This is a genomic window from Prosthecobacter sp. (genome assembly GCF_044373815.1).
In the GTDB taxonomy this organism is placed as follows: domain Bacteria; phylum Verrucomicrobiota; class Verrucomicrobiia; order Verrucomicrobiales; family Verrucomicrobiaceae; genus Prosthecobacter.
Genome location: NZ_JBIPNG010000058.1, coordinates 1 through 21,804 on the forward strand (window position 1 = coordinate 1; position 21,804 = coordinate 21,804).

Annotated in this window: 18 protein-coding genes and 1 pseudogene; 4 read left to right on the forward strand and 15 right to left on the reverse strand. The window is 59.1% G+C overall.

Annotated elements, in window-relative coordinates:
* A partial coding sequence (locus ACIREA_RS07425; RefSeq protein WP_397381634.1) for a lipocalin family protein occupies positions 1–413 on the forward strand: 413 nt, incomplete at its 5' end.
* 49 nt (positions 414–462) lie between these two features.
* Here ACIREA_RS07425 and ACIREA_RS07430 read toward each other — a convergent pair.
* Both ACIREA_RS07430 and ACIREA_RS07435 read right to left on the reverse strand, forming a co-directional pair.
* Entirely contained in the window at positions 463–1,932 is a 1,470-nt protein-coding gene (locus ACIREA_RS07430) for a DUF1501 domain-containing protein (RefSeq protein ID WP_397381635.1), read from the reverse strand.
* Between the two features lie 170 nt (positions 1,933–2,102).
* Positions 2,103–3,089: a hypothetical protein gene (locus ACIREA_RS07435; protein ID WP_397381636.1), complete on the reverse strand. Its 987-nt coding sequence runs from the start codon at positions 3,087–3,089 to the stop codon at positions 2,103–2,105.
* A 185-nt stretch (positions 3,090–3,274) separates the two neighbouring features.
* Here ACIREA_RS07435 and ACIREA_RS07440 point away from each other — a divergent pair, with 185 nt between their 5' ends.
* The 3 genes from ACIREA_RS07440 to ACIREA_RS07450 are packed head-to-tail and all read left to right on the forward strand — an operon-like array spanning position 3,275 to position 6,560.
* Positions 3,275–3,982, forward strand: a complete 708-nt coding sequence (locus tag ACIREA_RS07440) for a hypothetical protein (RefSeq protein ID WP_397381637.1) — start codon at positions 3,275–3,277, stop codon at positions 3,980–3,982.
* A complete protein-coding gene (locus ACIREA_RS07445) occupies positions 3,979–5,904 on the forward strand; it encodes an alkaline phosphatase (protein ID WP_397381638.1) in 1,926 nt (641 codons plus the stop codon). The genes ACIREA_RS07440 and ACIREA_RS07445 overlap by 4 nt, the downstream gene beginning before the upstream one ends.
* Before the next feature lie 23 nt (positions 5,905–5,927).
* Positions 5,928–6,560, forward strand: coding sequence for a PEP-CTERM sorting domain-containing protein (locus tag ACIREA_RS07450; protein ID WP_397381639.1), 633 nt, complete (start codon positions 5,928–5,930; stop codon positions 6,558–6,560).
* 299 nt (positions 6,561–6,859) lie between these two features.
* Here ACIREA_RS07450 and ACIREA_RS07455 read toward each other — a convergent pair whose 3' ends face one another.
* The 13 genes and pseudogenes from ACIREA_RS07455 to ACIREA_RS07515 all read right to left on the reverse strand — a co-directional run.
* Positions 6,860–7,642, reverse strand: a complete 783-nt coding sequence (locus ACIREA_RS07455) for a sterol desaturase family protein (RefSeq protein ID WP_397381640.1) — start codon at positions 7,640–7,642, stop codon at positions 6,860–6,862.
* A 213-nt stretch (positions 7,643–7,855) separates the two neighbouring features.
* A complete protein-coding gene (locus tag ACIREA_RS07460; RefSeq protein WP_397381641.1) occupies positions 7,856–8,428 on the reverse strand; it encodes a hypothetical protein in 573 nt (190 codons plus the stop codon).
* The gene (locus tag ACIREA_RS07465; RefSeq protein WP_397381642.1) at positions 8,425–8,658 is read right to left on the reverse strand and encodes a hypothetical protein; all 234 of its coding nucleotides are present in this window, start codon (positions 8,656–8,658) and stop codon (positions 8,425–8,427) included. Before ACIREA_RS07465 ends, ACIREA_RS07460 begins: the two co-directional genes overlap by 4 nt.
* Positions 8,659–8,719: 61 nt before the next feature.
* Positions 8,720–11,980 (reverse strand): PSD1 and planctomycete cytochrome C domain-containing protein, encoded by a 3,261-nt coding sequence (locus ACIREA_RS07470; RefSeq protein WP_397381643.1) that lies wholly within the window; start codon positions 11,978–11,980, stop codon positions 8,720–8,722.
* Positions 11,981–12,081: 101 nt separating this feature from the next.
* Entirely contained in the window at positions 12,082–13,401 is a 1,320-nt protein-coding gene (locus ACIREA_RS07475; RefSeq protein WP_397381644.1) for a dipeptidase, read from the reverse strand.
* Between the two features lie 32 nt (positions 13,402–13,433).
* Positions 13,434–15,122 carry a hypothetical protein gene (locus ACIREA_RS07480; RefSeq protein WP_397381645.1) on the reverse strand — a complete coding sequence of 563 codons (1,689 nt, stop codon included), beginning with the start codon at positions 15,120–15,122 and terminating at the stop codon, positions 13,434–13,436.
* A 37-nt stretch (positions 15,123–15,159) separates the two neighbouring features.
* Positions 15,160–16,377, reverse strand: coding sequence for a cell division protein FtsA (gene ftsA / locus ACIREA_RS07485; protein WP_397381646.1), 1,218 nt, complete (start codon positions 16,375–16,377; stop codon positions 15,160–15,162).
* A 5-nt stretch (positions 16,378–16,382) separates the two neighbouring features.
* Positions 16,383–17,339, reverse strand: a complete 957-nt coding sequence (locus ACIREA_RS07490; RefSeq protein WP_397381647.1) for a cell division protein FtsQ/DivIB — start codon at positions 17,337–17,339, stop codon at positions 16,383–16,385.
* A gap of 195 nt (positions 17,340–17,534) precedes the next feature.
* Positions 17,535–18,521: a DUF1080 domain-containing protein gene (locus ACIREA_RS07495; RefSeq protein WP_397381648.1), complete on the reverse strand. Its 987-nt coding sequence runs from the start codon at positions 18,519–18,521 to the stop codon at positions 17,535–17,537.
* A 111-nt stretch (positions 18,522–18,632) separates the two neighbouring features.
* Positions 18,633–19,712: a hypothetical protein gene (locus tag ACIREA_RS07500; protein WP_397381649.1), complete on the reverse strand. Its 1,080-nt coding sequence runs from the start codon at positions 19,710–19,712 to the stop codon at positions 18,633–18,635.
* Positions 19,713–19,873: 161 nt separating this feature from the next.
* Positions 19,874–21,265 carry an NAD(P)(+) transhydrogenase (Re/Si-specific) subunit beta gene (locus ACIREA_RS07505; protein ID WP_397381650.1) on the reverse strand — a complete coding sequence of 464 codons (1,392 nt, stop codon included), beginning with the start codon at positions 21,263–21,265 and terminating at the stop codon, positions 19,874–19,876.
* Positions 21,266–21,308: 43 nt separating this feature from the next.
* Positions 21,309–21,590: an NAD(P) transhydrogenase subunit alpha gene (locus ACIREA_RS07510; protein ID WP_397381651.1), complete on the reverse strand. Its 282-nt coding sequence runs from the start codon at positions 21,588–21,590 to the stop codon at positions 21,309–21,311.
* Between the two features lie 6 nt (positions 21,591–21,596).
* A pseudogene (locus ACIREA_RS07515) lies at positions 21,597–21,804 on the reverse strand (NAD(P)(+) transhydrogenase (Re/Si-specific) subunit alpha); the annotation flags it as partial.

Consider the following 21,804-nt stretch of genomic DNA (forward strand, 5'->3'; position numbering starts at 1 on the left):
ACTGGTACGTCTTTGCGAACATCCCGTATTCCTTGGAAAAGGGCAAAGTGGGCACGCTGGATCGCTACGCGCTGCGCCCGGATGGCAAGATGGACAATATCTTCCTGTTCCGGCGCGGCAGCCTCGACGCGCCGCTGGAGCAGTGGAAGGGGGTGGCCTGGGTTCACAACAAGACCACCAACGCCGAGTGGCGCGTGCAGTTCATTTGGCCGCTGCGTGTTCCCTATCTCATCATCGACCTCGACCCAGACTACCAGTGGAGCGTGATTGGCTATCCCAACCGCAAACTGGCCTGGGTGCTCAGCCGGAAGCCGGTGCTCGCTGAAGCCACTTATCGTGGTATTCTGGAGCGCATGGCGAAGCAAGGCTACGACACACGCTTGCTGGCGAAGGTGCCGCAGAAGTCAGAGTAAACAAAAAAAGAGGCAGAGCTTTCGCCCTGCCTCTTTGGTAAGGATTCGATCAAGCAAACAGCTTCGTCACCGGCTTGGCCTTCACCAGCTCACGTGGCTGGTTGAGATGATTGTAAACAATCGTCTCGGGGTCGATGCCGACGGCGTGGTAGATGGTGGCGAGAAGCTCGGTCGGATGCACGGCGTCTTCGGCCGGGGCTGAGCCCGTGGCGTCTGATTTGCCATGCACGTAGCCGCGCTTGATGCCAGCACCGCCGACGATGGCGGTGTAGCAATAAGGCCAGTGGTCACGACCGTCGGCGCTGTTGCTGTTGCCGCTGGTGGACACGCCTTTTTCAGGGCTGCGGCCGAATTCACCCAGGGCGACCACGATGGTTTCATCGAGCAGGCCGCTGGCATCCAGATCATCAAACAAAGCGCTGAGGCCCTGGTCCAGCATGGGGCCGGATTTGTTCTTCATGCGTTCGGTGAGGCCCGCATGGTGGTCCCAGGAGTGGTTGTCGGAGTTCGCGACCTTGGGCCAGATGACTTCGACGACACGCGTGCCAGCTTCGAGCAGGCGACGGGCAAGCAGGCAGCTCTGGCCGAAGGTGTTGCGGCCATAGCGGTCACGCAGTTTCTCAGGCTCACGGTCCAGGGCGAAGGCGTCGCGTGCACGACCGCTGGAGATAAGGTTCAGGGCCTGGCTGTAGTAGCTGTCCAGGCTCATGTCCTTCACCGCAGCTTCGATTTGCGGCATCTGATCGTTGATGGCATCGCGCAGCTTGGCACGGCGCTCAAGACGCACGCTGAAGAGGTCGGGGCGCAATTGCAGGTCGTCGATTTTGATGCGGTCCATCTTGCCCATGTCGAGGTCATCGCCATCGGGGAAGAGCGTGTAGGGCTCGTAGGCCTTGCCGAGGAAACCTGCACCGCCGCCTTTGCCGACGACATTGGATTCCTGCAACGGACGTGGCAGCTGCACGAAGGGGAGCATCGGCTCCTGCAGCGGCTTGAGGCGCACGATGTTGCTCCCGAAGTTCGGGAAGTCTTTTGCGTTTGGTGGCTCAAGCTGGCCGGAGGGGCTGACCTTGTCGGTCGTGTAGCCCGTCATGATCTGATAGATCGCCGCCGTGTGGTTGAAGAGACCATTCGGCGTGTAGCTCATCGAATTGATCATCGTGAACTTGTCGTTCACCTTCGCAAGGCCCGGAAGGATCTCAGTGAAGTGCTTGCCTGGAACTTTCGTCGGGATCGTTTTGAAAGCACTGCGCACATTGTCCGGCACGTTTTCCTTTGGGTCCCACAGGTCGAGGTGTGAAGGGCCGCCCTGAAGGTAGATCATGAGCACGTGCTTGGCCTTGCCCCATCCCGCACGGCCTGCGTTCGGAGAATTCGCCGCCATGGCCTGGCCACGGAGCACATTGTTGAGCGTGAGGCCCATCATGGATCCGCCGCCCACGCGCAGAATGTCACGCCGCGAGAAGCCGAGGTTTTTGTCGCAAAGGTCTTTACCGGGAACGCCTGGGATGCGGAACATGGTGTGCTAGGGGTTGAGATGGAAGGTCAATATCGGGGGCATGTACGACAAAGAAGGGTTGATCTTGCCATTTTGGGGGCAGATCGTCGAGGCTGGGCAGGAAACTCCATGCCCCGGGCGGGAATACTGCTCAAGTACAGCCGTCGGCTCTCAATGCTGTGAAATTCAGCTTATTGGGGATCTGGGTGAGGAATGAGGGGCTCATTTCCTGTCCTGAACGTATTACGCCTCAGTGGGAGCATCGACATGCCAACAATTTGATCGGCCAATGAAGATGTGTTTGTGCCACTACGGCTGCTCTTCGGCAACGGGCGGTCACCGCCTGCTCCCGATTCGCCACCAACTGAGGCATACGATGAGCCGGAGTACTGTGGTGCGACTGAGCCGGCGGCATATCCAGGCTGGCTGTTCGTCAAAGACGTTGGAGCGAATCCCGGAGCTCCAGGGTTTGGGTTGAGGCCACGAACAAGGGACTGCTGCTGTGGTGCTGTTGGCTGTCCCGGTTGCTGCTGCATGATTTGCAGCGTGGCAGTCTCTGCTCGGGCGCCTGCGGCGGCGGCCAGCTGCATCAAGTAACCGCTGTCATAATGCACCTCGCAGAGTTCGGCACCCATCGCGATACGAACGACCGTATCTTTGCGCCTAAGTCCGACGCTTGCTTCTTTGAGCTCGATTCCATGGGCGTTTGGCTTTCCAGCTTTAAGCAGGAACCGCTCATGGGTCTTGACGTTCACGATTGAGACCGTCGGATCACGCCTTTCACCGTAGATGGAGGCAATGGCAAGATCTTTGGCAAAAGAAGCCTGCTGCACCAGAGCAGGAGCCGTTTTAAGTGTGAATGGATTTTTGTTCCACCCTGCCTCGTAGCGCTCTATTGCGTAGGCCTTCGGGGGAAGGAACGCTGAGTACTCTTGCTCCTGCGCCCAGGTCAGACTGCCTGCGAGAGTGATAACAAGCGGGAGCAACCTGATGAAACAATGAACTCCCAACGCACGGGCGCACGTCCCGGATTGAAGCGGCTCCTGGCTTGACGGTTTTAACTGCGGAAAGTTCAAGGTGGTCAAATCCCGCGAATTGTCTGCTGCTGCTTTGCCTCGCGGATATGATGCACTCACGAAGCCTAGATGAATTTGATTGGGCTGATTGGCAAGTGACACAAAGTTAACAATGAAGTTACATCAACTTATAAAAATGAGTTGTCTAGAAGTAGAAGACTTTAGTCTGAAGTTATAGCGATCTATGCCAAATCCGGGGAATAAATTGCAACGATTTCGAATCATCAACGAAAGCGTTTAATTAGTTTGTTTGCTGGGTCAGCAGCTGGATGCTCGAATCGTGACTCATGAACTTGAAGTCGCTATCATTCGTTTTGCCAGTGATCCTCCTGACCGGATTAGGGTTGCTCATGCTGGCTGGCAAAGATGCGGTAACGGTGGCGCAAAACCGTGATTCGGCTGCCGGTGCTTCAGCAGATGCTCCTCTTGCTGCTCCGTATGTAGACTCATCGAGTGTCGCCTTGAAGTTTGAAGAGATTTTTGTGATGCCCGCAGGACCGAAAGGGCTGGAATACACCGCCAAAGCCTGGGCGCTTGCCGGCAAACGAGTGGCTCTCACGGGGTTCATGCTGCGCAACGACAACATCGACCCTGCCATTTTTTTCTTCTGTGAAACACAGCACGCTTATGATGAACGCGAAGAAGGACTCGCGGACAGCCTGCCGCCCAGCCTGGTTCAGGTCATCCTGCCGGTGAAAAAGAACAGCGCACCTGCATGGCGGCAGGAGAAATTGACTATTTACGGCACGCTGGAACTCGGACCAAGGCAGGAGCAGAGCGGACGCGTCTCACACATACGCCTTCAATGCGATGTGGTCTCGGATGCCGCCACAGGGGTCCCGCTAGAGCTTCGAAAACCAGTCGCGCTGCAGCTCGGCAGGGCCATTCCGATCCCGAGCGATCTCGGCGCACTGCCACCCTCGACCACCCCACCCCCTTTCTTCAACCCACGAAGAAACAGAAACAGCACCACCTACCATCCCGACAAACTATGAAGTTACAAAACTCAGGCAAATTAATTGCCGCCATCACCGGGCTTTTCGCCCTTGGCAACGCCTTCGCTGCCCCCACCGTGACACGCCTCAATCCCCCCAGTGCGCTGTTCACCTACGCCGATGCCACCCCTCCCTACATCTCGCGCTTTCTTCCCGCGCAGCGTTTTGACCTCCAGGCCACCATCCAGGCGGATGCAGGCAAGACGATCACCAGTGTCGTTTTCAAGGTCAACGGCTCCCCTGTCACAGCAGCCGGCGGTGCCTCCGCCATCACCTCCATCGGTGGTGACAAGTTCAGCGCCACGATTCGTGGATACTCCAACTCAACAGCTGGTGTGAAAACACTCGTCGTCGAGGCCACTCAGAGCGATAGCTTGGTCGCAACCGGCACGGGCAACTTCGAAATCGCCAGCATCACGCTCAATGCTGGTCGCAAGGCGAAGAACATCATCTGGCTCATCGGTGACGGCACGGGCATCGCCCACCGCACCGCGGCCCGCATCGTCTCCAAGGGCGCATCCCTTGGCAAGTCGAACGAGCCTCTCGCCATCGACACGCTGCCGGTCACCGGCATCGTGGTCACCCACTCCCTGAACTCCATCGTGACGGACTCCGCACCTGGCGCTCATTGCTATTCCACGGGCAACAAGGCCAACAATGGCCAGGAAGGCGTTTTCCCGGATGACACCACTGACAAGTGGGACAATCCTCGCATCGAGCACATGGGCAGCTACCTCGCCCGCACTCAGGGCAAATGGCTCGGCATCGTGTCCACGGCTGACGTGGAAGACGCCACTCCGGCCGCCTTCGCTGTGTCCACCCAGGACCGCGGCGCTGGCACCGGCATCTGTGACATGTATCTCGACGAAGCCGTCGCCAATCACAACCTCCACGTCCTGATGGGCGGTGGCCGCAAGTGGTTCCTGCCTCTCGATGGCAGCGCAGGTGCCGGCAGCGGACGTGTCAACAGCTCCACAGCAGGTGGTGGCGACTACGTCGTTCCTTCGGACGTGCAGGCAGGCTGGAGTGTCCCCGCCGGTGCGGTGGATCCTAATCGCAACCTGATCGCCGACTTCCAAACCGCAGGCTTCTACTACGCCCCTGACCTTGCCGGACTCAATGCGATGACTGGCAGCGAAACCAAGCTCCTCGGCCTCTTCAACTCCGGCCACATGGACGTCAGCTATGACAAAATCGCGCATCGCCGCAATTCCGGTACCATCGCTTCCGGCAGCCTCATCGCCACCTATCCTGACCAGCCCCTGCTGGAAGAGATGACTGACAAGGCGCTCACGGTGCTCAGCAAAAACGCCAACGGTTTCGTCATGATGATCGAAGGCGCCTCCATCGACAAGCAGGCCCACAACATGGACACTGAGCGCTGGGTGCATGACGCCATTGAGTTCGACAAGGCCGTTGCTAAGTGCATCGCCTTCCAGTTGGCCAATCCGGACACGCTTATCATCGTCACCGCTGACCATGAGTGCGCTGGTATTGCCATCAGTGGCGGTAGCACTGTCACCGACGCCGCTCTGCAGAGCACGGCCGTGGGCAGCCTCAAAGGCATCGTCGGCACTTACGATAACGCCAAGTTCCCCGCCTACACGATCGCAGGCGACGGCTACCCGACCACGATGGACGTGGACTACCGCATGATCATTGGCTACGCTGGCAACTCCGACCGTTACGAAACCTGGCGCTCCAGCCCCAGCTACAACGTGTCTCCCCAGGCACGTAACACCACCACCGGCTACTTGGTTACCGGTCAGCAGCCCGGCACCGGCGTGCAAAGCGCCGTCCACACCGCTTCCGACATCCCGCTCTCCGCAGGTGGTCGTGGCGCTGCAGCCTTCACCGGCGTGTTCGACAACACGGACGCCTTCTTCAAGGCCATGCAGGCCGCGATCGGCGGTTCGAAGTAGTCCATGGATAACCAGTCACTCCTATGAAAAAAATACTTTCTATCGTTGCCCTGGCCGCGATGTGCGCCAGCTCGCAGGCGGCGACCGTGTTGAGCTATTCCTTCACCAGCGACGCCACCCCTGCGGTTTCCGGTGGCTCCTTGGTCGGGACAGTCTCGGCGGCCTACGCCTACATTGAGACGGTCGATGCGAACGGCGACCCGTTGTCGCTGCCCAGCTTCCGTCCAGACTTGACGGCTCCAGCGATCGCAGTCGGAGATCCCTCCGCCCGCGGCTACGGCGCTCCAATCTCTGGCAATGCTCTGGACGCTGTGGATCAGGCCGTGTTGTTCAGCTTCTCGGCTCCGCAGGACATCTCGGCTTTCGCCCTGACTCTGGACAACAGCACTCTTGGCACGCCCTTTGGCACCAATGTGGAGTTCTACGACTCGCTGGACGCTCTCTTGTACAGCATCCTGGTGGATCAGACCGTGTCCGGCTTCTCGGTGAACCAGGCGCTTTCACTCATGGGTGTCAGCAAGGTGGTGCTGCCATCGGGCGCGTTCTATGACAACGCCAGCCTGACCGTCGCGGCGTCCGCCGTGCCGGAGCCTTCACGAGTTCTGCTCATGGGGCTGTTCGCTGGCGTGGCGGTGTTCCGCCGCCGCCGGGCTTGATTGATCTGTCACTACGGAATGACCCGGCGGAGCTCGCTCTGCCGGGTCATTTCATGTCCAGGCGGGACTGATGTGACAATAATGTCGCACCTTTCCGCAGGCCGCCCGCCGATCTCATTGCGGCCAGGGTCATGGAGAGCCGCGTGGAGCCTGGCTCGGAAGGCGAAGAGCGCCTCCTGCTGCTTCGGGCCATGTTCTCCTACCGGCTGCGTCAGTCGCAGCCGTCGCACACGGTGTTGCGGGGCAGGACACTGTCGATGGAGATTTTCATGTCGGCTGGCACATGCCTGGGGCGGGGATCATGCTGCATCCCTCTTCCGGCGGCGAAACGGATGCCAGAGCTGCCCCAAGTAATGTTTCGAAATCGGCTCGTGAATGCCGAAGGCCTCCGGTTCGTGGTCAGGGCAGCGGTAAGTGCCAAAGAGGATGTCCATCAGCGGCGAAATATTCGCGTAGTTGCCCGCATCGCGTGCCTTGTCGTGGTGCCAGTGGTGCAAAGCCGGCGCGCCGAGGATCATGCCCAGCGGGCCAATGGGCAGTCGAACATTCGAATGAATGAAGATGGCCCACAGGCCACGAAAAGCGAGGAACCCGGCAAGCGTCTCCAGCGGAAAACCGAGGATAAACGCAGGCAGGTTAATGATGCCCACGGTGTAGATCGTATCCAGCGGATGCTCCCGGTGCGCCGCCAGCCAGTCCAGATGCTCCGCACTGTGGTGGATCGAATGAAAGCGCCACAAGAACGGCACGGCGTGTTGAAGCCGATGTGCCCAGTAGATGAGGAAGTCGCTCAGCACGATCATCTCAAGGGCCTGCAGCCACCACGACTGCGCCGCGACACCTGCGCGAAAATGAGCCGGAACTATGTCATCCATCCAGCCCCGAAAATGATTCAGTGCCCAGAACACCAGCCCGCTCCAGAGCAGGTACTGGCCCAGCAGGAAACACAGGTCCGTCCAGAATGCCGGGCGGAAAAACTTCTGCCCTTCCTGCGCAGGAAACAACTTCTCCAAAGGCCGAAACAACACCACGAGAAAGAGCAGGCTCAGGCCGGTGGAAAGGATGACGGCTGGCAGGTTCATGGCTTTTGCGATGGAGGTGCAAAAGGATCAGTCGCCAAGGTGGTTGACTCCACCTTTCGAGTTGAAAACACGGGCTGGGTAAGCGCCTTGGAGCTTGGAAGTATGAATTTTTCCTCCGCTTGAGGGGCTGCATTTCGACCTCTGGATTGCGAGTAGATCACATAGGATGTCAGCAGCGTGAGCGACGACACCAGTATCCCGATGCGGACGAGTTTAGATGGCGTCTTCATGGCTGATGGAAAGACTGTTCCAGTAAGAACTGCAGAATCTCCTGGTGGCATTCCATTGCAGTTGGCCGTATTCCTGCAATAACTCTCGCGTGAATGCTGTGGAGCGTATGACGCTCGGCACTGGCAGAGGCTTCTTCCAGAAGGATTCCCACGGCTTATCCTCGTGATAGCTGTAATGAAGCCAGTAGTTTCCCTGAACAGGTTCATAGGGGCGTTCAATAATCAACAGGCCTTCCGTTGTGAGCAGTTCTGCGAAGGCTTGATTCCAAATTCCCGGCGTGTGAGTGAGGTCTGTGAGTTTAGTATCAAGACTCAGTCTTTCCTGAAAGGGACGAAGCTCCTCACCTGTCAGCCAGACAGGAGGTGAAAAGAGCAACTGCGGCACCGGTGCAGCGAGTCGGCGGACTTCATCCATTCCTGAATCAACCCAACGTTCGACATCGCTGCTGTTCACGGCGGCTGCAGTCATCGCTTGCAACGGCCACGCATGACCCGCCAGCAGCGGAAAAGCAGATGCCAGCAGGACGGAACGAAGACATTGGGACGCCCTGATCATGGCTTCACGGGCGGCAGCAGCGGCTTGTCGGTCTGCAAAGCACCTGAACTGATCGTGGTGCCGCCGGTGAACGATTTGCTGCCGGACATGAGAATGGGACCGCTTTTGGAACCGGGCATCATGGCCGGATTGGCCTGCTTGTGGGCGAACCACGCGCAGCCGATGAGCAGACCAAGTGAAGAGCAGACGGCGGCACAACGCAGGCAGAAACGAGCACGGGGCGATTTCATGCCCTAAATGCTACTCGGATGAGTAGATCAGTGTCGAGAGCGAATTTTGGGAGGAAGAGCCTCAATCCTCAAACATGAACTCGTTGCTCATCAGCAGCACTTGCGCGAGCTGGCTGAGGGAGCTCTGGGGACGGGCGCGGCCAATGGGCCAGCGGCTGGAGTCGCAGAAGTCGGTTTTGGAATGGGTGAGGACTTCGCCGGTGTCGGCGCGGCTGATGGTGGGCTGCCAGTCGAAGCTGTCGCTGTCGGTGCCGCCTTCGTTGTGAACGATGAAGCAGAGGGTGTCGCCGCGTTTCACGTCGGTGGTGAGTTGGACGGGGACCTTCTTGTTCTGCGGGGTGCAAAGCTGCTCAGCCAGGATGCCTGTGCGCTCATTGTAAATCCAGGCACGGACGCCATCGCCACGGTCGCTGCTCCGGGTCAAGACGCTGTCGATGGAGATCTTCATGTCAGTCGGCACATGCCAGCGGGCGGTGACGATGTATTCGCTGGGAGCGGCGTGACCGCCGTAGTTGGCCCAGAAGACATGACCCCATTTAGGATCGGGAATCTTGGCTGCGGGGCTCCAGAGCTTCTGGCCACCACCGCCACGCTCTGTGAGTTGCGTGAAGGCTTGGAACTCGGTGAAGGACGGCTTGCCTTCGGGAGTACGCGCAAACTTCATCGTGCCGTAGCTCCAGCGGAAGGGCTTCTCGGCATTGAGCGCGGTGGCATCGGCGGCGAAGCGCTGGGCCAGTTCGACTTCATCCGGCTTCGGATCGCGGGCGAGCACGCGGCGGTACATCGCGCGGATGGCTTCGGAATCGAGCGCGGTTCCGGCCAGGGGCGTGGCTTTGGCGATGGCATCGGCACGGCCGCGCATGAAGGGGCTGTTCATGAGGAACAGAGCCTGTTGCGGCACGGTGGTGTTGAATCGCTGCGGGCTGTGGCCGTCCGGATTGGCGAAGTCAAACATCGCCGGCACGCTGGCCTGATCATAGCGGTCCACTTTGAGGTAAACGGTGCGCAGGGTGTCGGCATCCTTAGCATTCAGTTCCACGGCGCGTCCACCGTGCTTGCTGGTGTCGAGTTCGCCGGTGGCAGACAGGATCGCGTCACGCATGGTTTCATAATCGAGGCGCTGGCGGTTGAAGCGGCTGAGCAGATCGTTCTCGGCATCCTTGGTGGCTTTTTCCGGCGTGGCATGGCTGCTCTGCTGGAAGGTGCGGGAGGTAAGGATGAGCGTGTGCAGCTTCTTCAAGCTCCACCCATTTTCTATGAAGGTGGCGGCGAGGTAGTCGAGCAGATCTGCCTGCACGGGTTTCGCGGTCTGCACACCGAAGTCGCTGGTCTGGGAGACGAGCGGCTTGCCGAAATGCTGCAGCCACACGCGGTTCACAATGACGCGCGCGGTGAGCGGATTGTCCTTGCTGGCGATGTGTTTCGCCAGATCCAGACGTCCGCTGCCGTCGGTGAATTTTTCGCCGCCGAACATCGTGAGCCAAGCGCGCGGTGCCGGGTCGCCCTGTCTCGCCGGATTGCCACGGATATAGACGCGCACGTCCTGCGGCTTCGGTTTGTCCACCATCACCATGGCGCGCGGCGGTGCACCGGGGTGGGTGCTGTCGAGTTTGGTGCGCTCGTTGTTGAGGCGCACTACGGTCTCGCTGTCCTTGCGGGTGAAGAAGGTATTGGCGCCTTCTACCGGCACCGACATGGGCGAAAGCTTGTCCTGCATGAGCTGACGCATCGGCTCCACCTTGCTGTCGAGAATGATGCGGGCGTAGGCCAGGGCGACATCCTTCATGGACTTCGGCGGTGTCTGCGTGAAGGCGGCGGCGATCTCCGGCGTGCAGCCGCTTTCCGGCTTGGCCAGCTCTTGCGCAATGGCGGCTGATTTAGCGGCAAACTCCGCCTCGGGAAGTTTGGCGAAGCGATTCCAGGCAACCATCGTCGCGTGCGGCTTTGCGCTCAGAGCGTAGCGATTCAGGAAATCGCGCCATTGGCTGGCCACGCGGTCACGCAGCTTTACCTGGCCGGCCTTGCCTTTGAAGACGGTGGTGTCTTTGATGTCCACCGAGTCCTGGGCGAATGCGAGGTATTCAGCTAGGCGCTCCGGCTTGCGGAATTCGTCATAGACGGTGCGCTTATAATCGAGCTCCTTCTTCGCGATCTCGGCCGCCTTGGCATCGTAGTCCTGGCCATCCTTTTCGTTCGCCGCTTTGCCGATGATGGGCATCACGGTGTCGTCCGGCTCGTCGCTGCTGTTCAGGATGCTGTACATCGCGTAGTAGTCGCGGCTCGGGATCGGATCGAATTTGTGATCGTGGCAGCGTGCGCAGGCGACTGTGAGACCGAGGAGGCCGCGGCCGATGACATCGATGCGGTCATCGGTGATGAGCAGACGGTCATTGATGAAGCGCTCACCGACATTGTAGAAGCCCAGCGCCGCGAGATTCGGCGAATTCGGCGTGGCAGCGGTCATGCGATCCGCTGCGAGCTGATAGCTGACAAACTGGTCGTAGGGCATGTCATCGTTCAGGGCCTTCACGATCCAGTCGCGATACGTGTAGGCGAAGGGATAGAAATTGCTGCGGCCAGCCACCTGATAGCCGTTCGTATCAGCATAGCGCACCACATCCAGCCAGAAGCGCGCCCAGCGCTCGCCATAGGAAGGCTGGCTGAGGAGTTGCGGAATCAGCGTCTGCGGAGTTGGATTCTTCTGCAACTCGTCAAAAGTCGGCGGCAATCCGGTGAGCGTGAGGTGGATGCGGCGCGTCAGCGTGGCCGGATCGGCGGGTGCGGCGAAATCGAATCCCGCAGCCTTGAGCTTGGCACCGACAAAGGCGTCGATTGGATTGCCGGTGAAACCAGCAGGCAACGCAGGCTTTTGCACCGGCTTGTAGGCCCAGTGCTGCATCGGGTCGGCCTTGGGATGCTCAGCCACAGCGGCCTCAGCAGGCCATGGCAGGCCCATGCTGATCCATTTTTCGATCGCCGCGATCTGCGGCGCAGGCAGTTTGTCCCCCTTCTTGGGCATCGCCTCGACACCCGCCACATGGTTGATGGCCTTGATCAGCTTGCTGGCACTTGGGTTGCCGGCTTCGACGACTTTGCCATATTCGCTGCCTTGAATGATCGCCGCCCGCGAGTCGAGACGCAGGCCGTTTTGATGCTTGTGCGCGCCGTGGCACTCGTAGCAGCGCTCCGCGAGCACGGGGCGGATGTTTTTCTCAAAGAACTCGATCTGGTCAGGCGGAAAGGTCTCGGCGGCAGACGCAAGAGAACTTGCGACGGCAAAGCCGCCCAAAACGAGAGAGGGAAACTGGAAACGCAGGGTCATGTGGGGTTCGACTGGGGAATTCTACATCACTTCCCGTCAAAAACCAAACGCGCAGCGAACGTGCCACCTTACAGGCGGTAAAATGCGGTTTTTGTCACATGTCAGACCTGATTTGCCTTGAGCACCCGCAGCATGTTGCCGCCGATGACCTGCCGGATGGCCTCGTCGCTGTGGCCGCGCATGATCATGCCGAGGGTGAAAAGCGGCCAGTTGGACCAAGCGACGCTTTGTTCTGCCTCGATGCTCGTGACGTAGTCGTCCTTCGGCCAGAGATGCTCCCATTTGTCGGTGCTGCCGCCGGGGGCTTTGAGCAGCTTGGCCCGCTCCTCCTTGTCAAAACGGGAGGTGTAGGCCACATCGCAGCCGATGGCGGCGTGCTTAGCCCCGAATTTCTTGATGAGATGGTCGAGGTGATCGAGCAGCGCGGTGATGTCTCCCTTGCCACCGAGGAAACGGGGGATGCAGCAGATGCCCACCAGGCCGTCGGTGTCGCAGATGGCCTTGATGGTGTCGTCCGGCTTGCCGCGAAAGTGCTCATAAACGCCGCAGCAGGTCGTGTGGCTGGCCACCATGGGCCGCGTGCTGCTCTTTGCTGCATCGTAAGCCGTCTTCCATCCACTGTGTGCCACATCGGCAATGACACCGATTTTGTTCATCTCTGCGATGGCTGCGTGGCCGAAATCACTCAGGCCGCCATCGTGGGGCTCTCCGGCGCCATCGCCGATGGGATTGCGGCGGTTGTAGGTCACGTGCATCATGCGGGTGCCCAGTTCGTGGAAAATGCGTACAAAGCGCAGCTCATCGCGCACATTTTCCCAGTCTTGCATCAACGGCACCCCATTGGTGGTGAAGCATAGGCCGACGTTTCCCGCCTTCTTGAGTGCTACAATTTCCTCGGACAAAACGACCTTGGAGAGTGTCGGATTCAGCAAGTCCGTGGCCTTGGTGAAATGCGCGAGGCGCTTGATCAGGCGCAGCGGGTCGCTGCCTTCTTCGCCGGTATTTTGGAAAATGCAGGTCACGCCGGCGGCGTGGAAGGCATCGAGAAATTCTTTGCGCTCGCGTTCATTCGTCGCGTTGCGGTTCATGGACATGGACTCGCGCAGGTCGTTGATCTCGGCGGCGCCCATGCCGGATTTGATCGCCTCGTTCATCGCCTCTGCATCGACGGCGCAGCGCGGCGCGAAGCCGTAGCTTTCAAAGACGACCGAGCCGAAATGAAGCTCCCATGCGTGGTCAATCTGTGCCTGCGTGGGCTTCAGCAAGCCGAGGGCGATTTCGCGCGGCTTGTCGATGGCCGGATTGCCGGTGATCCATGACTTTTTCGCCTCCTGCGAGCGGGCGAGGATGTTGAAACTGCCCGCGCATGCGGCAAGCGGCAGTGTTTGAAGAAGGCGACGGCGTGTGAAAGGAGCGTTCATTCTATGGGAACAAACGCGCCTTAGCCGGAGTTTTAGCGGCGAAGCTTTTTCTTCAGGCGCATCCAAGTCGGGACGTCGAGGTCCTCACCTTGCACGATCGAAGGTTCGGTGTCCTTGAAGCGGCCGCGGTCTTCTTCGCCGAGGCTGAAGGTCTGCTGGCTTTCAGCCGTGGCTGTGGTCTTGCGGGTGAGGACGGCGGTGGCGCTGATCGTCGAAGACTCGGGCTCGGGTTCGTCGAATGAAATGAGGTCGTCCTGCGCAGAGGCGGCTTCGGTCTGTAAGGTGACGCTGCGGGCCACGACGGCGGCGAGGGTCGATTCCTTGCTGCTGCGGGCGGCATCGGCCAGTTCCTTCGCGGCGGGGGTGCGCACTGGAATGCGTGCCGTTTCCGGAGCGGGGACGATCACTGGGGCGACGGGTTCCACAAATGCTTCAAAAGCGTCAAAGGCAGGCGGCTCTTCATCATGGGCCACAGGCAGCTCTACAGGCTGAACTTTCGCTGCTTCCGCTTGGAGGCTGTTCAAAGGAAAGGCCTCACCGACGGCAGGGACGGAGGCGAACTCCTCGGACTTGAAGAGCAGATCAGGGGGAGATGCAACTGGGGGTGCATACGGGGACGGAGCCTTCTTGGCATGGATCTCGCGTTTGGGAGCCGGGGCAGGGGCTGCGACAGGTGCGGGCAGCTCAGCGCGGGGCTGGAGCATTTCCGAAGGCGGTGCTGCGGTGGCGTGAGCGTTGAGCTGGTTGAGTCCCAGCGAACTGATGAGAGTGACGGCGACGGCGTCTCCCAGCTTCGCATCGACACCGAGGCCGAAGAGAATGTGGGTTTGATCCGGCACGTGACGTCCCAGCTGCTTCATGACACCCTCGACTTCGACCAGTGTGAGCGATTCGCCGCCAGCCACGTGGACCAGGAGGTTCTTCGTCTGGTGCAGGAGACGGCCGGAATCGATGAGCGGGCTCTTGAGTGCTTTCTTGAGAGCCTCGGCACCACGGTTCTGGCCGCGGGCTTCGCCGAAACCAAACAGGCAGCGGCCGTTGGCATTCGCCAGCGCGGAGGTGAGGTCATCGAGGCCGAGCTTCACCAGTCCCGGTGTGATGGTGATGGTGGAGATGGCGCGCAGGCTCTGGGCAATGAGCTGGTCCGCCTGATTGAAGGCTTTCTGAATACCATCCTTCGGCAGGATGAGCTCGCCCATGCGGTTGTTTTCAAACAGCACGAGGGCATCCGCACGCTTTTGCAGCAGTTCCAGCGCCTCCTCGGCCTGGGCGAGACGACGGCGGCCTTCGAAGCTGAACGGCATGGTGGCGACGACGAGCACCAGCGCGCCGGTGTTCTTTGCGATCTCAGCAATGACAGGGGCCGCGCCGCTGCCGGTGCCGCCGCCGAGTCCGGCGCTGATGAAGATGATGTCGTGATTCTCAATGGCCTGACGAATCTGCTCGCGCGAGAAAAGCGCGGCCTCACGTCCGAGATCGGGATCGCCACCTGCGCCGATGCCCTTCATGAGCTCGGCCCCCAGCTGGATTTTCACCGGTGCCATGGAATGACCGAGCACCCGCACGTCTGTGTGCGCGCAGACCAGCGTGGCATCCACGATACGGTCCAGGGTGATGCGATCGACAACGTTGGAACCTGCGCCGCCGACACCGACGATGCAGATGCGCGGTGCCGCCATGCTGGCACCTTCAGGTGATTGGGAGCGGTCGTATTCTACCATAATCGTGGGTGGTTAAGGTTGGGCTGCTGTCTTTAAATTAAAGTGTGACGGATGAGAGGAGTTCCTGCATGCGTCGGCCAAGGCGCTTCAGGGGAGAGAGAAAGGGCTTCTCGCTGTCAAGAATCTGCGCATAACGAATGAGGCCGATCGGAGCGGAGTATTGCGGATTCTCGAAAGTGGCGGTGATGCCGCTGACGGGAGCCGAACCTGCGCGCGTGACTTTGATCCCAAACACTTCGCGGGCCACCACGTCAATGCCTTTCATCATGCTGACGCCGCCGGTGAGGTAAATGCCTGCGCCGAGACGACCGAGATGATCCTCCACACGCACCTTCACCTGGATAAGTATTTCTTTAGTGCGGAGGTTCATGACCTCGTTCAAAAATGCACGTTCGATCTCGCCAAGAATCAGGCCGGTGTCGTCCTCGATGCTGAGCATTTCGCCCTCGGGCACCTCGTCATACAAGACGCTGCCTTCTTCGACCTTGAGGCGTTCGGCGCGTCCGTTCGGGATCTGCAGCGCCATCGAGACATCATTGGTGATGTGGTCGCCGCCGAGGGGGACGCAGCCGGAGGCGGTGATCATGCCGTCTTCATACAAGACGTAGTCACATGTGCCGGCACCGAAGTCGATCATGAGCGCACCCTGCATTTTTGCCTCACGTGTCAGCACGACCTGTGCCGCAGCGACGGGATTGAAGACGACGTCCTCCACTTCGAGCGGAATTTCGCGCACGCAGCGGATGGCATTTTGCACCCGGCCACGCACGCCGTGGATGATGTGGTAGTCCGCCTCCAACACGCGGCCTTCACGCCCGATCGGCTGGCGCACGGCCTCCTGCCCGTCCACGATGTACTGCCGTGTGACACTGTGCAGAAAGACATTGGACTGGGGGATGGACACGCTGCGGGCGATTTCCTTCGCCTCTTCCACATCGTCCTCGCTGATTTCCGTCTGATCGTCCGGCAGGCGGTGACGGCCGCGATTGTTCAAGCTCTCAATATGAGCGCCGGTCACGCCGAGGAAGACATTGCGGATCATCACGTCGCTGCGGTCTTCCGCACGCACGAGCGCATCGTTGACACAGGTCTGGACTTTTTCGAAATCGACGATCTCACCTTTGCGCACGCCACGGGAAGGCGCCTGGCCGACGCCGAGAATCTTGATGGCTCCGTCACGCTTGGCTTCACCCACGACGACGCAGATCTTGTGCGTTCCGATTTCAAGACCTGCGTAAATGGTGCTTTTGGCCATGAGTTTCAGCGTGCGGATGGAGTGGAGGCGGTGTCCGCCAGATTCAGCCCGGTGACATCCGGCGTTTCATGAAAAGTGACGGGGGTGTTGATGCTGGCAATCAGGTTCAACGTGGCGACACGCCATTTGCGCGCGCGCGCCTCATGCATGACGCGGTCAAAGCGCGCCAGCTGCGGGTCCATGTCATCAACGCCGAAGGTGATTTTCGTGTCGCCGTTGAAATGAGCGACGAGCGACCATGGATTCGGGATTTCGATCATTTCCAGCGCGGGATGGTCATCCTGCTGGCGCTTTTGGAGCTTCTCCATCAAGCGCAGCGCCGCGTGAACCTGCATGTCTGGCGACGGCCTGCCGGGGGTGGCTTCGCTGAGAGCTGGGTACTGGATGCGGGGCATCGCAAGATACTCCCGGGTGACGACATGGCATGGTACCAGCGCACCTTCCGCATCAATCAGGCATCCTTTGCCTGTCAGCGGTCCCAGAAGCTTCTGCTTGGGGCATTCCATCCAGGCGACTGGCAGGCGCTGCACGACATCGAGTGTGAGCTTGCCGTGGTAGTCACGATGGAGCACCGCCGACTTCACCTGGGGCAGGCGTTCGATCTTCGCGCGCACTTCACGCAAGTTCATGGTGAGGAGGTTGGTCGCTTCGGTGAGGCCGGTGGCGGCCACGAGCTGCTGCCGCGTGAGGGTGCCCTCAGTGTTCACTTCCACGGTCTTCAGCATGAACTGCGAGTTCTTTTCCAGCGCCTCGTGCCAAGTCACCCAGCCGATGCCGACCACGATCATTGCCGTGATCAGCCACATGGCAGTGCGAAAGCCGCGGCGGCGGCGCTCAACGGCCTCATGCTCGCGAATGACCGGAGATTCCGGCTGATAGTCGATGACGTGGGTGCCCGTTCCCTTGCGCTTGCGGGAAGGGCGCTTGGCTGATTTTTTCGAGCCATTCTTGGCAACAGACATGAGCGGGCGTACAAAAGGCCAGTTCCGGACAGAGGTGGAACAGGTTAGTTAATGGGCCTTAAATAATAGATTCCCAGTCCGATTGCCATAATTATTCGCGAAAAAATGCGAACCCTGTATTCCCAGGGGCCTGGGTTATTCACAATTTTGCGGCGCAATTCACCTCTTTAACCTGCTGCAAATGCGATGTCAGCGTTACTTTTTCACCACCCAGATATTGCGATAGCGGACCGGATTGCCGTGGTTCTGGAGGTAAACCGGCCCCGGGGTGGGTGCCTCTTTGTTGGGGGCTGAGGTCGTCGCACCGGGCAGTTCCTGATTCTCATGAATCACCACGCCGTTGTGTTTGACGGTGATCTTCGCATTCGCGGTCTTCTGGCCCCCGGCATCGTAGCGGGCGGCGGTGAAGTCGATGTCATAGGTCTGCCAGGTCAGCGGCGGCAGGCACATGTTCACCTTTGGCGCGGCGATCTTGTATAACCCACCGCACTCGTTGTCCTTCCCTTCGAGGGCAAAGCTGTCGAGCATCTGCACCTCATAGCGGCCTTGCAGGTAGAGGCCGCTGTTTCCCCGGCCCTGGCCCCGCGCATCGGGCATGTAGGGCAGGAGGAACTCCACGTGCAGGCTGCAGTCGCCGAAGGTGTCCTCACTGGTGATCCCCTCCATCAATGCGACCGTTTTTTCATCCACACGCGAATTGGGGAAACGATTCACACCCTTGCCATCAAACAGGACCACCGCATTCTCCGGCGGCGGGGCACCCAGGGTGGGGGATTCGCGATTGGTGCGGTTGAGTTCCATGATTTTCAACCCGTCGGCATTGTTCACCAGGATGCTCGCGCCATTCACCTCCGCTTTGATGGAGCCGTCTGGTGAAGTAAACGCAGCGGTCTTTTCGCCTGCCGCCGGTGTGCCAACGACCCGGGTGATCGTACTCCGGTCCCCCACCCACCCCGCCCCCCGCACGCCACCCCGACCGCGCCCCCCCCCAAAATTGCCGCCGCCCTGCGCCCAGATCTGCACCCCGTAGGTCTTGCCGTCGATTTCACCGACGTACTCGCCTTGAATGGCGAAATCATCGTCCGTCTGTGCTGGATCGATGAAGGCCTTCGGCTTCGGTGCCGCAGGCTGCTGAGCATGAACGACTGTGGCAAACAGGAGGGCGGTGAGGAGGTGGCGCATGGTATGTGAATGTGGTTTGCGAATAGATTTGTGCCAGTCTCTGGAGGATTATTGTGTGTCTGAACTGCAAAGCATCCTTTGCTGTACCCTCGGTATAAGCGCACGAAACCTTTACGAAGGCAGGCGTTTAGAAATCAACTCAAGACTAGAAGCAAGAGCGTCAATCCCTCCAGACTTAAAAATCTTCTGCTCGATCTGTTTAACAAGAGGACAGCGTTTGGCTGCTTGACGGACACAATGATAAATCCGTTTGTCCACTTCAAAGGCATCAAGGTACAAAGAAAAAGGGAGAAGCATCTTGTCCATTAGGCTGCTGCCTTCTGCGTGAGCAAGGCGTTTTACTTCCCGATCAACCTCTCGCCAAATGACCCACGATGGTACGGTGTCTTGACGCAATGAAGAGCGAAGAGTGCCTGATGGCAACAAGAGCCTCCGTTCGAAGATGCGATGTTGTGCAATAAAAATGGCCTCATAACCAACATCTCCATGTGTCGGCTTTGGGGGCAGCCTTTCACGGTCTACTTCATAGAGCTTGAGTAGGTTTTCGACTGGATTGCCATTCAAGGTATGGAGTTGTGCGCTTTCCTCGAAAACCTCTGAATAAAGTTTGCCGGCCATTTGATCCGTCACTTTGGAATTGGATCGGAGGCGATGATCGCCTTTGGTCTGCATTTTCTCACTCAACCAGCCAGCCATGTGTCCAAACATGAGTCTCGCTTCTTCTCGTGGCCTTAAAACAGATGCTTCATGAGGATCAGGGAATCGATCATCCCAGCCATAACCAGGTAAGGAAAAGTGTGTTACGGATGCAACTTCTGCATTCTGCCGCAATGCATAGCTGCTCAGCATTTTTCGATTTGCCATCCACGACTCTTCAAAGCGTTCGCAAAAATCTCGGCCTGATAAATAACCACTCGTAACGGATGGTTTGACAGCAGCTACAACCTCTTCGTGTGAAGCTTTTGAATGAGTTAAAACTTCGCCCATTTCGTTCTCGCGCAACTCCAATGGACCTCCAACGTAGTCATCTAGCGCATCATTTGGAAAAGCGATGTGTGGAATCCGTCGAATGAAGTCGATGCGTTGTGCTACAACCACATCATTTTCGTGATGCGCGAGTTCTTCAAGATGCGTTGACGTCAGAAACGGTATAATCCCGCCCGAATTGAAGACCGCAAAAATCCGTTTCATTGACGGGTCGCTAGAACTGGTGAGTGCTAGCCGCCCCCAGGAGGCGGTGTCAATAGATACCAATAGTGGTCGAAGCATGGCTCAAGCGTATCATTTGTTTCTGGTTCCAAATAAAATGCATTGAATTTTTATGGCCAATTCAATTTTTTAGCTATGGATCATTAACCCGCCTTCACCAGCGTCACGAGTTCCTGCAAGGACGCTTTGGCATCGCCGAAGAGCATGCGGCAGTTGTCGCGCAGGAAGAGGGCGTTTTCGATGCCGGCGAAGCCTTTGCCCATGCTGCGCTTCATGACGATCACGGTGCCGGCCTTTTCGGCTTCGATGATGGGCATGCCGTAGATCGGGCTGGATTTGTCTTCGTGCGCGGCGGGATTCACCACATCGTTGGCGCCGATGACGAGGCAGACGTCCACGCGCTCCATCTCGGGGTTGATCGTTTCCATTTCAATCAGCTGATCATAGGGCACATCGGCCTCGGCGAGCAGCACGTTCATGTGGCCGGGCATGCGTCCGGCGACGGGATGGATGGCAAAGCTGACCTCGACGCCTTTTTTGGCGAGTTCATCCGCCAGCTGCCGCACCTGATGCTGCGCCTGCGCCACGGCGAGACCGTAGCCGGGCACGATGACCACCCGTCCTGCCATGCCGAGCAGCAGGGCGGCCTCATCCGCCTGTACGGATTTCACGCTGCCCGTGGCAGCGGCTGCCGCACTGGCAGTGGCATCCACTTTGCCAAAGGCACTGAAGAGCACATTCGTCACGGGGCGGTTCATGGCATGGCACATCGCCAGTGTCAGAAGAGTGCCGGAGGAGCCGACGAGCGTGCCTGCGATGATCATGGCGACATTGTCGATGGCAAAGCCGTCTGCCGCGACGGCGAGGCCGGTGAAGGAGTTCAGCAGGGAAATGACCACAGGCATGTCCGCGCCGCCGATGGGCATGACCATGAGCACGCCGAGTGCGAGCGCGATCACCAGGAACAAACCCATGAGCATCATGCTGTGCGAGCCTCCTGCCATCGCGAGTGCCAGCAGCAGGCTGACCACGAAGAGCAGGCCATTCAACAGCTGCTGCGCGGAATAGGTCACCGGTTTGTCAAAATGGCCTTCGAGCTTGAAGAAGGCGATGATGCTGCCGGACAAAGATACCGCGCCGATCATGGCCGCACACAGCATGGAAACCACAAACTTCAGGCTCGAATCTGAAGTGAGATGCGCGAACTCAATCGCCGCCACCAAGGCCGCTGCGCCACCACCGGCCCCATTGAAGAGCGCCACCATCTGCGGCATGGCGGTCATCTTCACCTTGTAGGCGCCTGCAGCACCCACGACCAGACCCAGCAGAATCCCAACGAAGATCAGCAGCCACTTCCACAGTGACACGCTTTCACCGTGAGAGCCATGCAGCTGCGGCAGCACTGCCAGCAGGGCGATCACCATGCCCAGGCCCGCAATGAGATTTCCACGCCGTGCGGTCTTGGGAGAGGCCAGCAGTTTGATGCCGAGGATGAACAGAACAGAAGCGATCAGAAAGGCAAAGGAGGTGATCATGGGGGCGTTTGACTTCGTCTATCTCCACTTTGTTCCGGTTGTCTCACTTCTTGCGTTTGAACATTTGCAGCATGCGGTCGGTGACCATGAAGCCGCCGAACACATTGGCTGAACCCAGCACGACGGCGGCGAATCCGGCGGCGGATTGCAGGAAGCCATCGGCCTCGGCCAGCGCCAGCATGCCGCCGAGCAGGATGATGCCGTGGATCGCGTTGGTGCCGGACATCAGCGGCGTGTGCAGCATGGACGGCACCTTGGAGATGAGCTCGAAGCCGAGAAAGACCGACAGCACGAAGATGACAAAGATGAGCATTTCCACGGTCATGGCAGATCAGGTGGTGGCGGCGAGTTTGTCGTTCACGATGCGGCCGCCGTGGGTGACGACGCAGCTTTTGAGAATGTCATCGTCCAGGTTCAGCTTCAGCGCCTGCGTCTCCTTGTCCCAGAACTCCGTGAGCAGTGCGGTGACATTGGACGAGTACATCTGGCTGGCATGTACAGGCACGCGGCCCGGCAGGCTGGCGATGCCGACGATCTTC

What these genes read in the sequence shown, in the direction of transcription:
- ACIREA_RS07460 (WP_397381641.1), bottom strand. Translation starts at nt 8,428, where the DNA reads ATGATCAGGGCGTCCCAATGTCTTCGTTCCGTCCTGCTGGCATCTGCT.
- ACIREA_RS07465 (WP_397381642.1), bottom strand. Translation starts at nt 8,658, where the DNA reads ATGAAATCGCCCCGTGCTCGTTTCTGCCTGCGTTGTGCCGCCGTCTGC.
- ftsA (WP_397381646.1), bottom strand. Translation starts at nt 16,377, where the DNA reads ATGGCCAAAAGCACCATTTACGCAGGTCTTGAAATCGGAACGCACAAG.
- ACIREA_RS07450 (WP_397381639.1), top strand. Translation starts at nt 5,928, where the DNA reads ATGAAAAAAATACTTTCTATCGTTGCCCTGGCCGCGATGTGCGCCAGC.
- ACIREA_RS07475 (WP_397381644.1), bottom strand. Translation starts at nt 13,401, where the DNA reads ATGAACGCTCCTTTCACACGCCGTCGCCTTCTTCAAACACTGCCGCTT.
- ACIREA_RS07495 (WP_397381648.1), bottom strand. Translation starts at nt 18,521, where the DNA reads ATGCGCCACCTCCTCACCGCCCTCCTGTTTGCCACAGTCGTTCATGCT.
- ACIREA_RS07500 (WP_397381649.1), bottom strand. Translation starts at nt 19,712, where the DNA reads ATGAAACGGATTTTTGCGGTCTTCAATTCGGGCGGGATTATACCGTTT.
- ACIREA_RS07430 (WP_397381635.1), bottom strand. Translation starts at nt 1,932, where the DNA reads ATGTTCCGCATCCCAGGCGTTCCCGGTAAAGACCTTTGCGACAAAAAC.
- ACIREA_RS07440 (WP_397381637.1), top strand. Translation starts at nt 3,275, where the DNA reads ATGAACTTGAAGTCGCTATCATTCGTTTTGCCAGTGATCCTCCTGACC.
- ACIREA_RS07445 (WP_397381638.1), top strand. Translation starts at nt 3,979, where the DNA reads ATGAAGTTACAAAACTCAGGCAAATTAATTGCCGCCATCACCGGGCTT.
- ACIREA_RS07470 (WP_397381643.1), bottom strand. Translation starts at nt 11,980, where the DNA reads ATGACCCTGCGTTTCCAGTTTCCCTCTCTCGTTTTGGGCGGCTTTGCC.
- ACIREA_RS07455 (WP_397381640.1), bottom strand. Translation starts at nt 7,642, where the DNA reads ATGAACCTGCCAGCCGTCATCCTTTCCACCGGCCTGAGCCTGCTCTTT.
- ACIREA_RS07510 (WP_397381651.1), bottom strand. Translation starts at nt 21,590, where the DNA reads ATGACCGTGGAAATGCTCATCTTTGTCATCTTCGTGCTGTCGGTCTTT.
- ACIREA_RS07480 (WP_397381645.1), bottom strand. Translation starts at nt 15,122, where the DNA reads ATGGTAGAATACGACCGCTCCCAATCACCTGAAGGTGCCAGCATGGCG.
- ACIREA_RS07490 (WP_397381647.1), bottom strand. Translation starts at nt 17,339, where the DNA reads ATGTCTGTTGCCAAGAATGGCTCGAAAAAATCAGCCAAGCGCCCTTCC.
- ACIREA_RS07505 (WP_397381650.1), bottom strand. Translation starts at nt 21,265, where the DNA reads ATGATCACCTCCTTTGCCTTTCTGATCGCTTCTGTTCTGTTCATCCTC.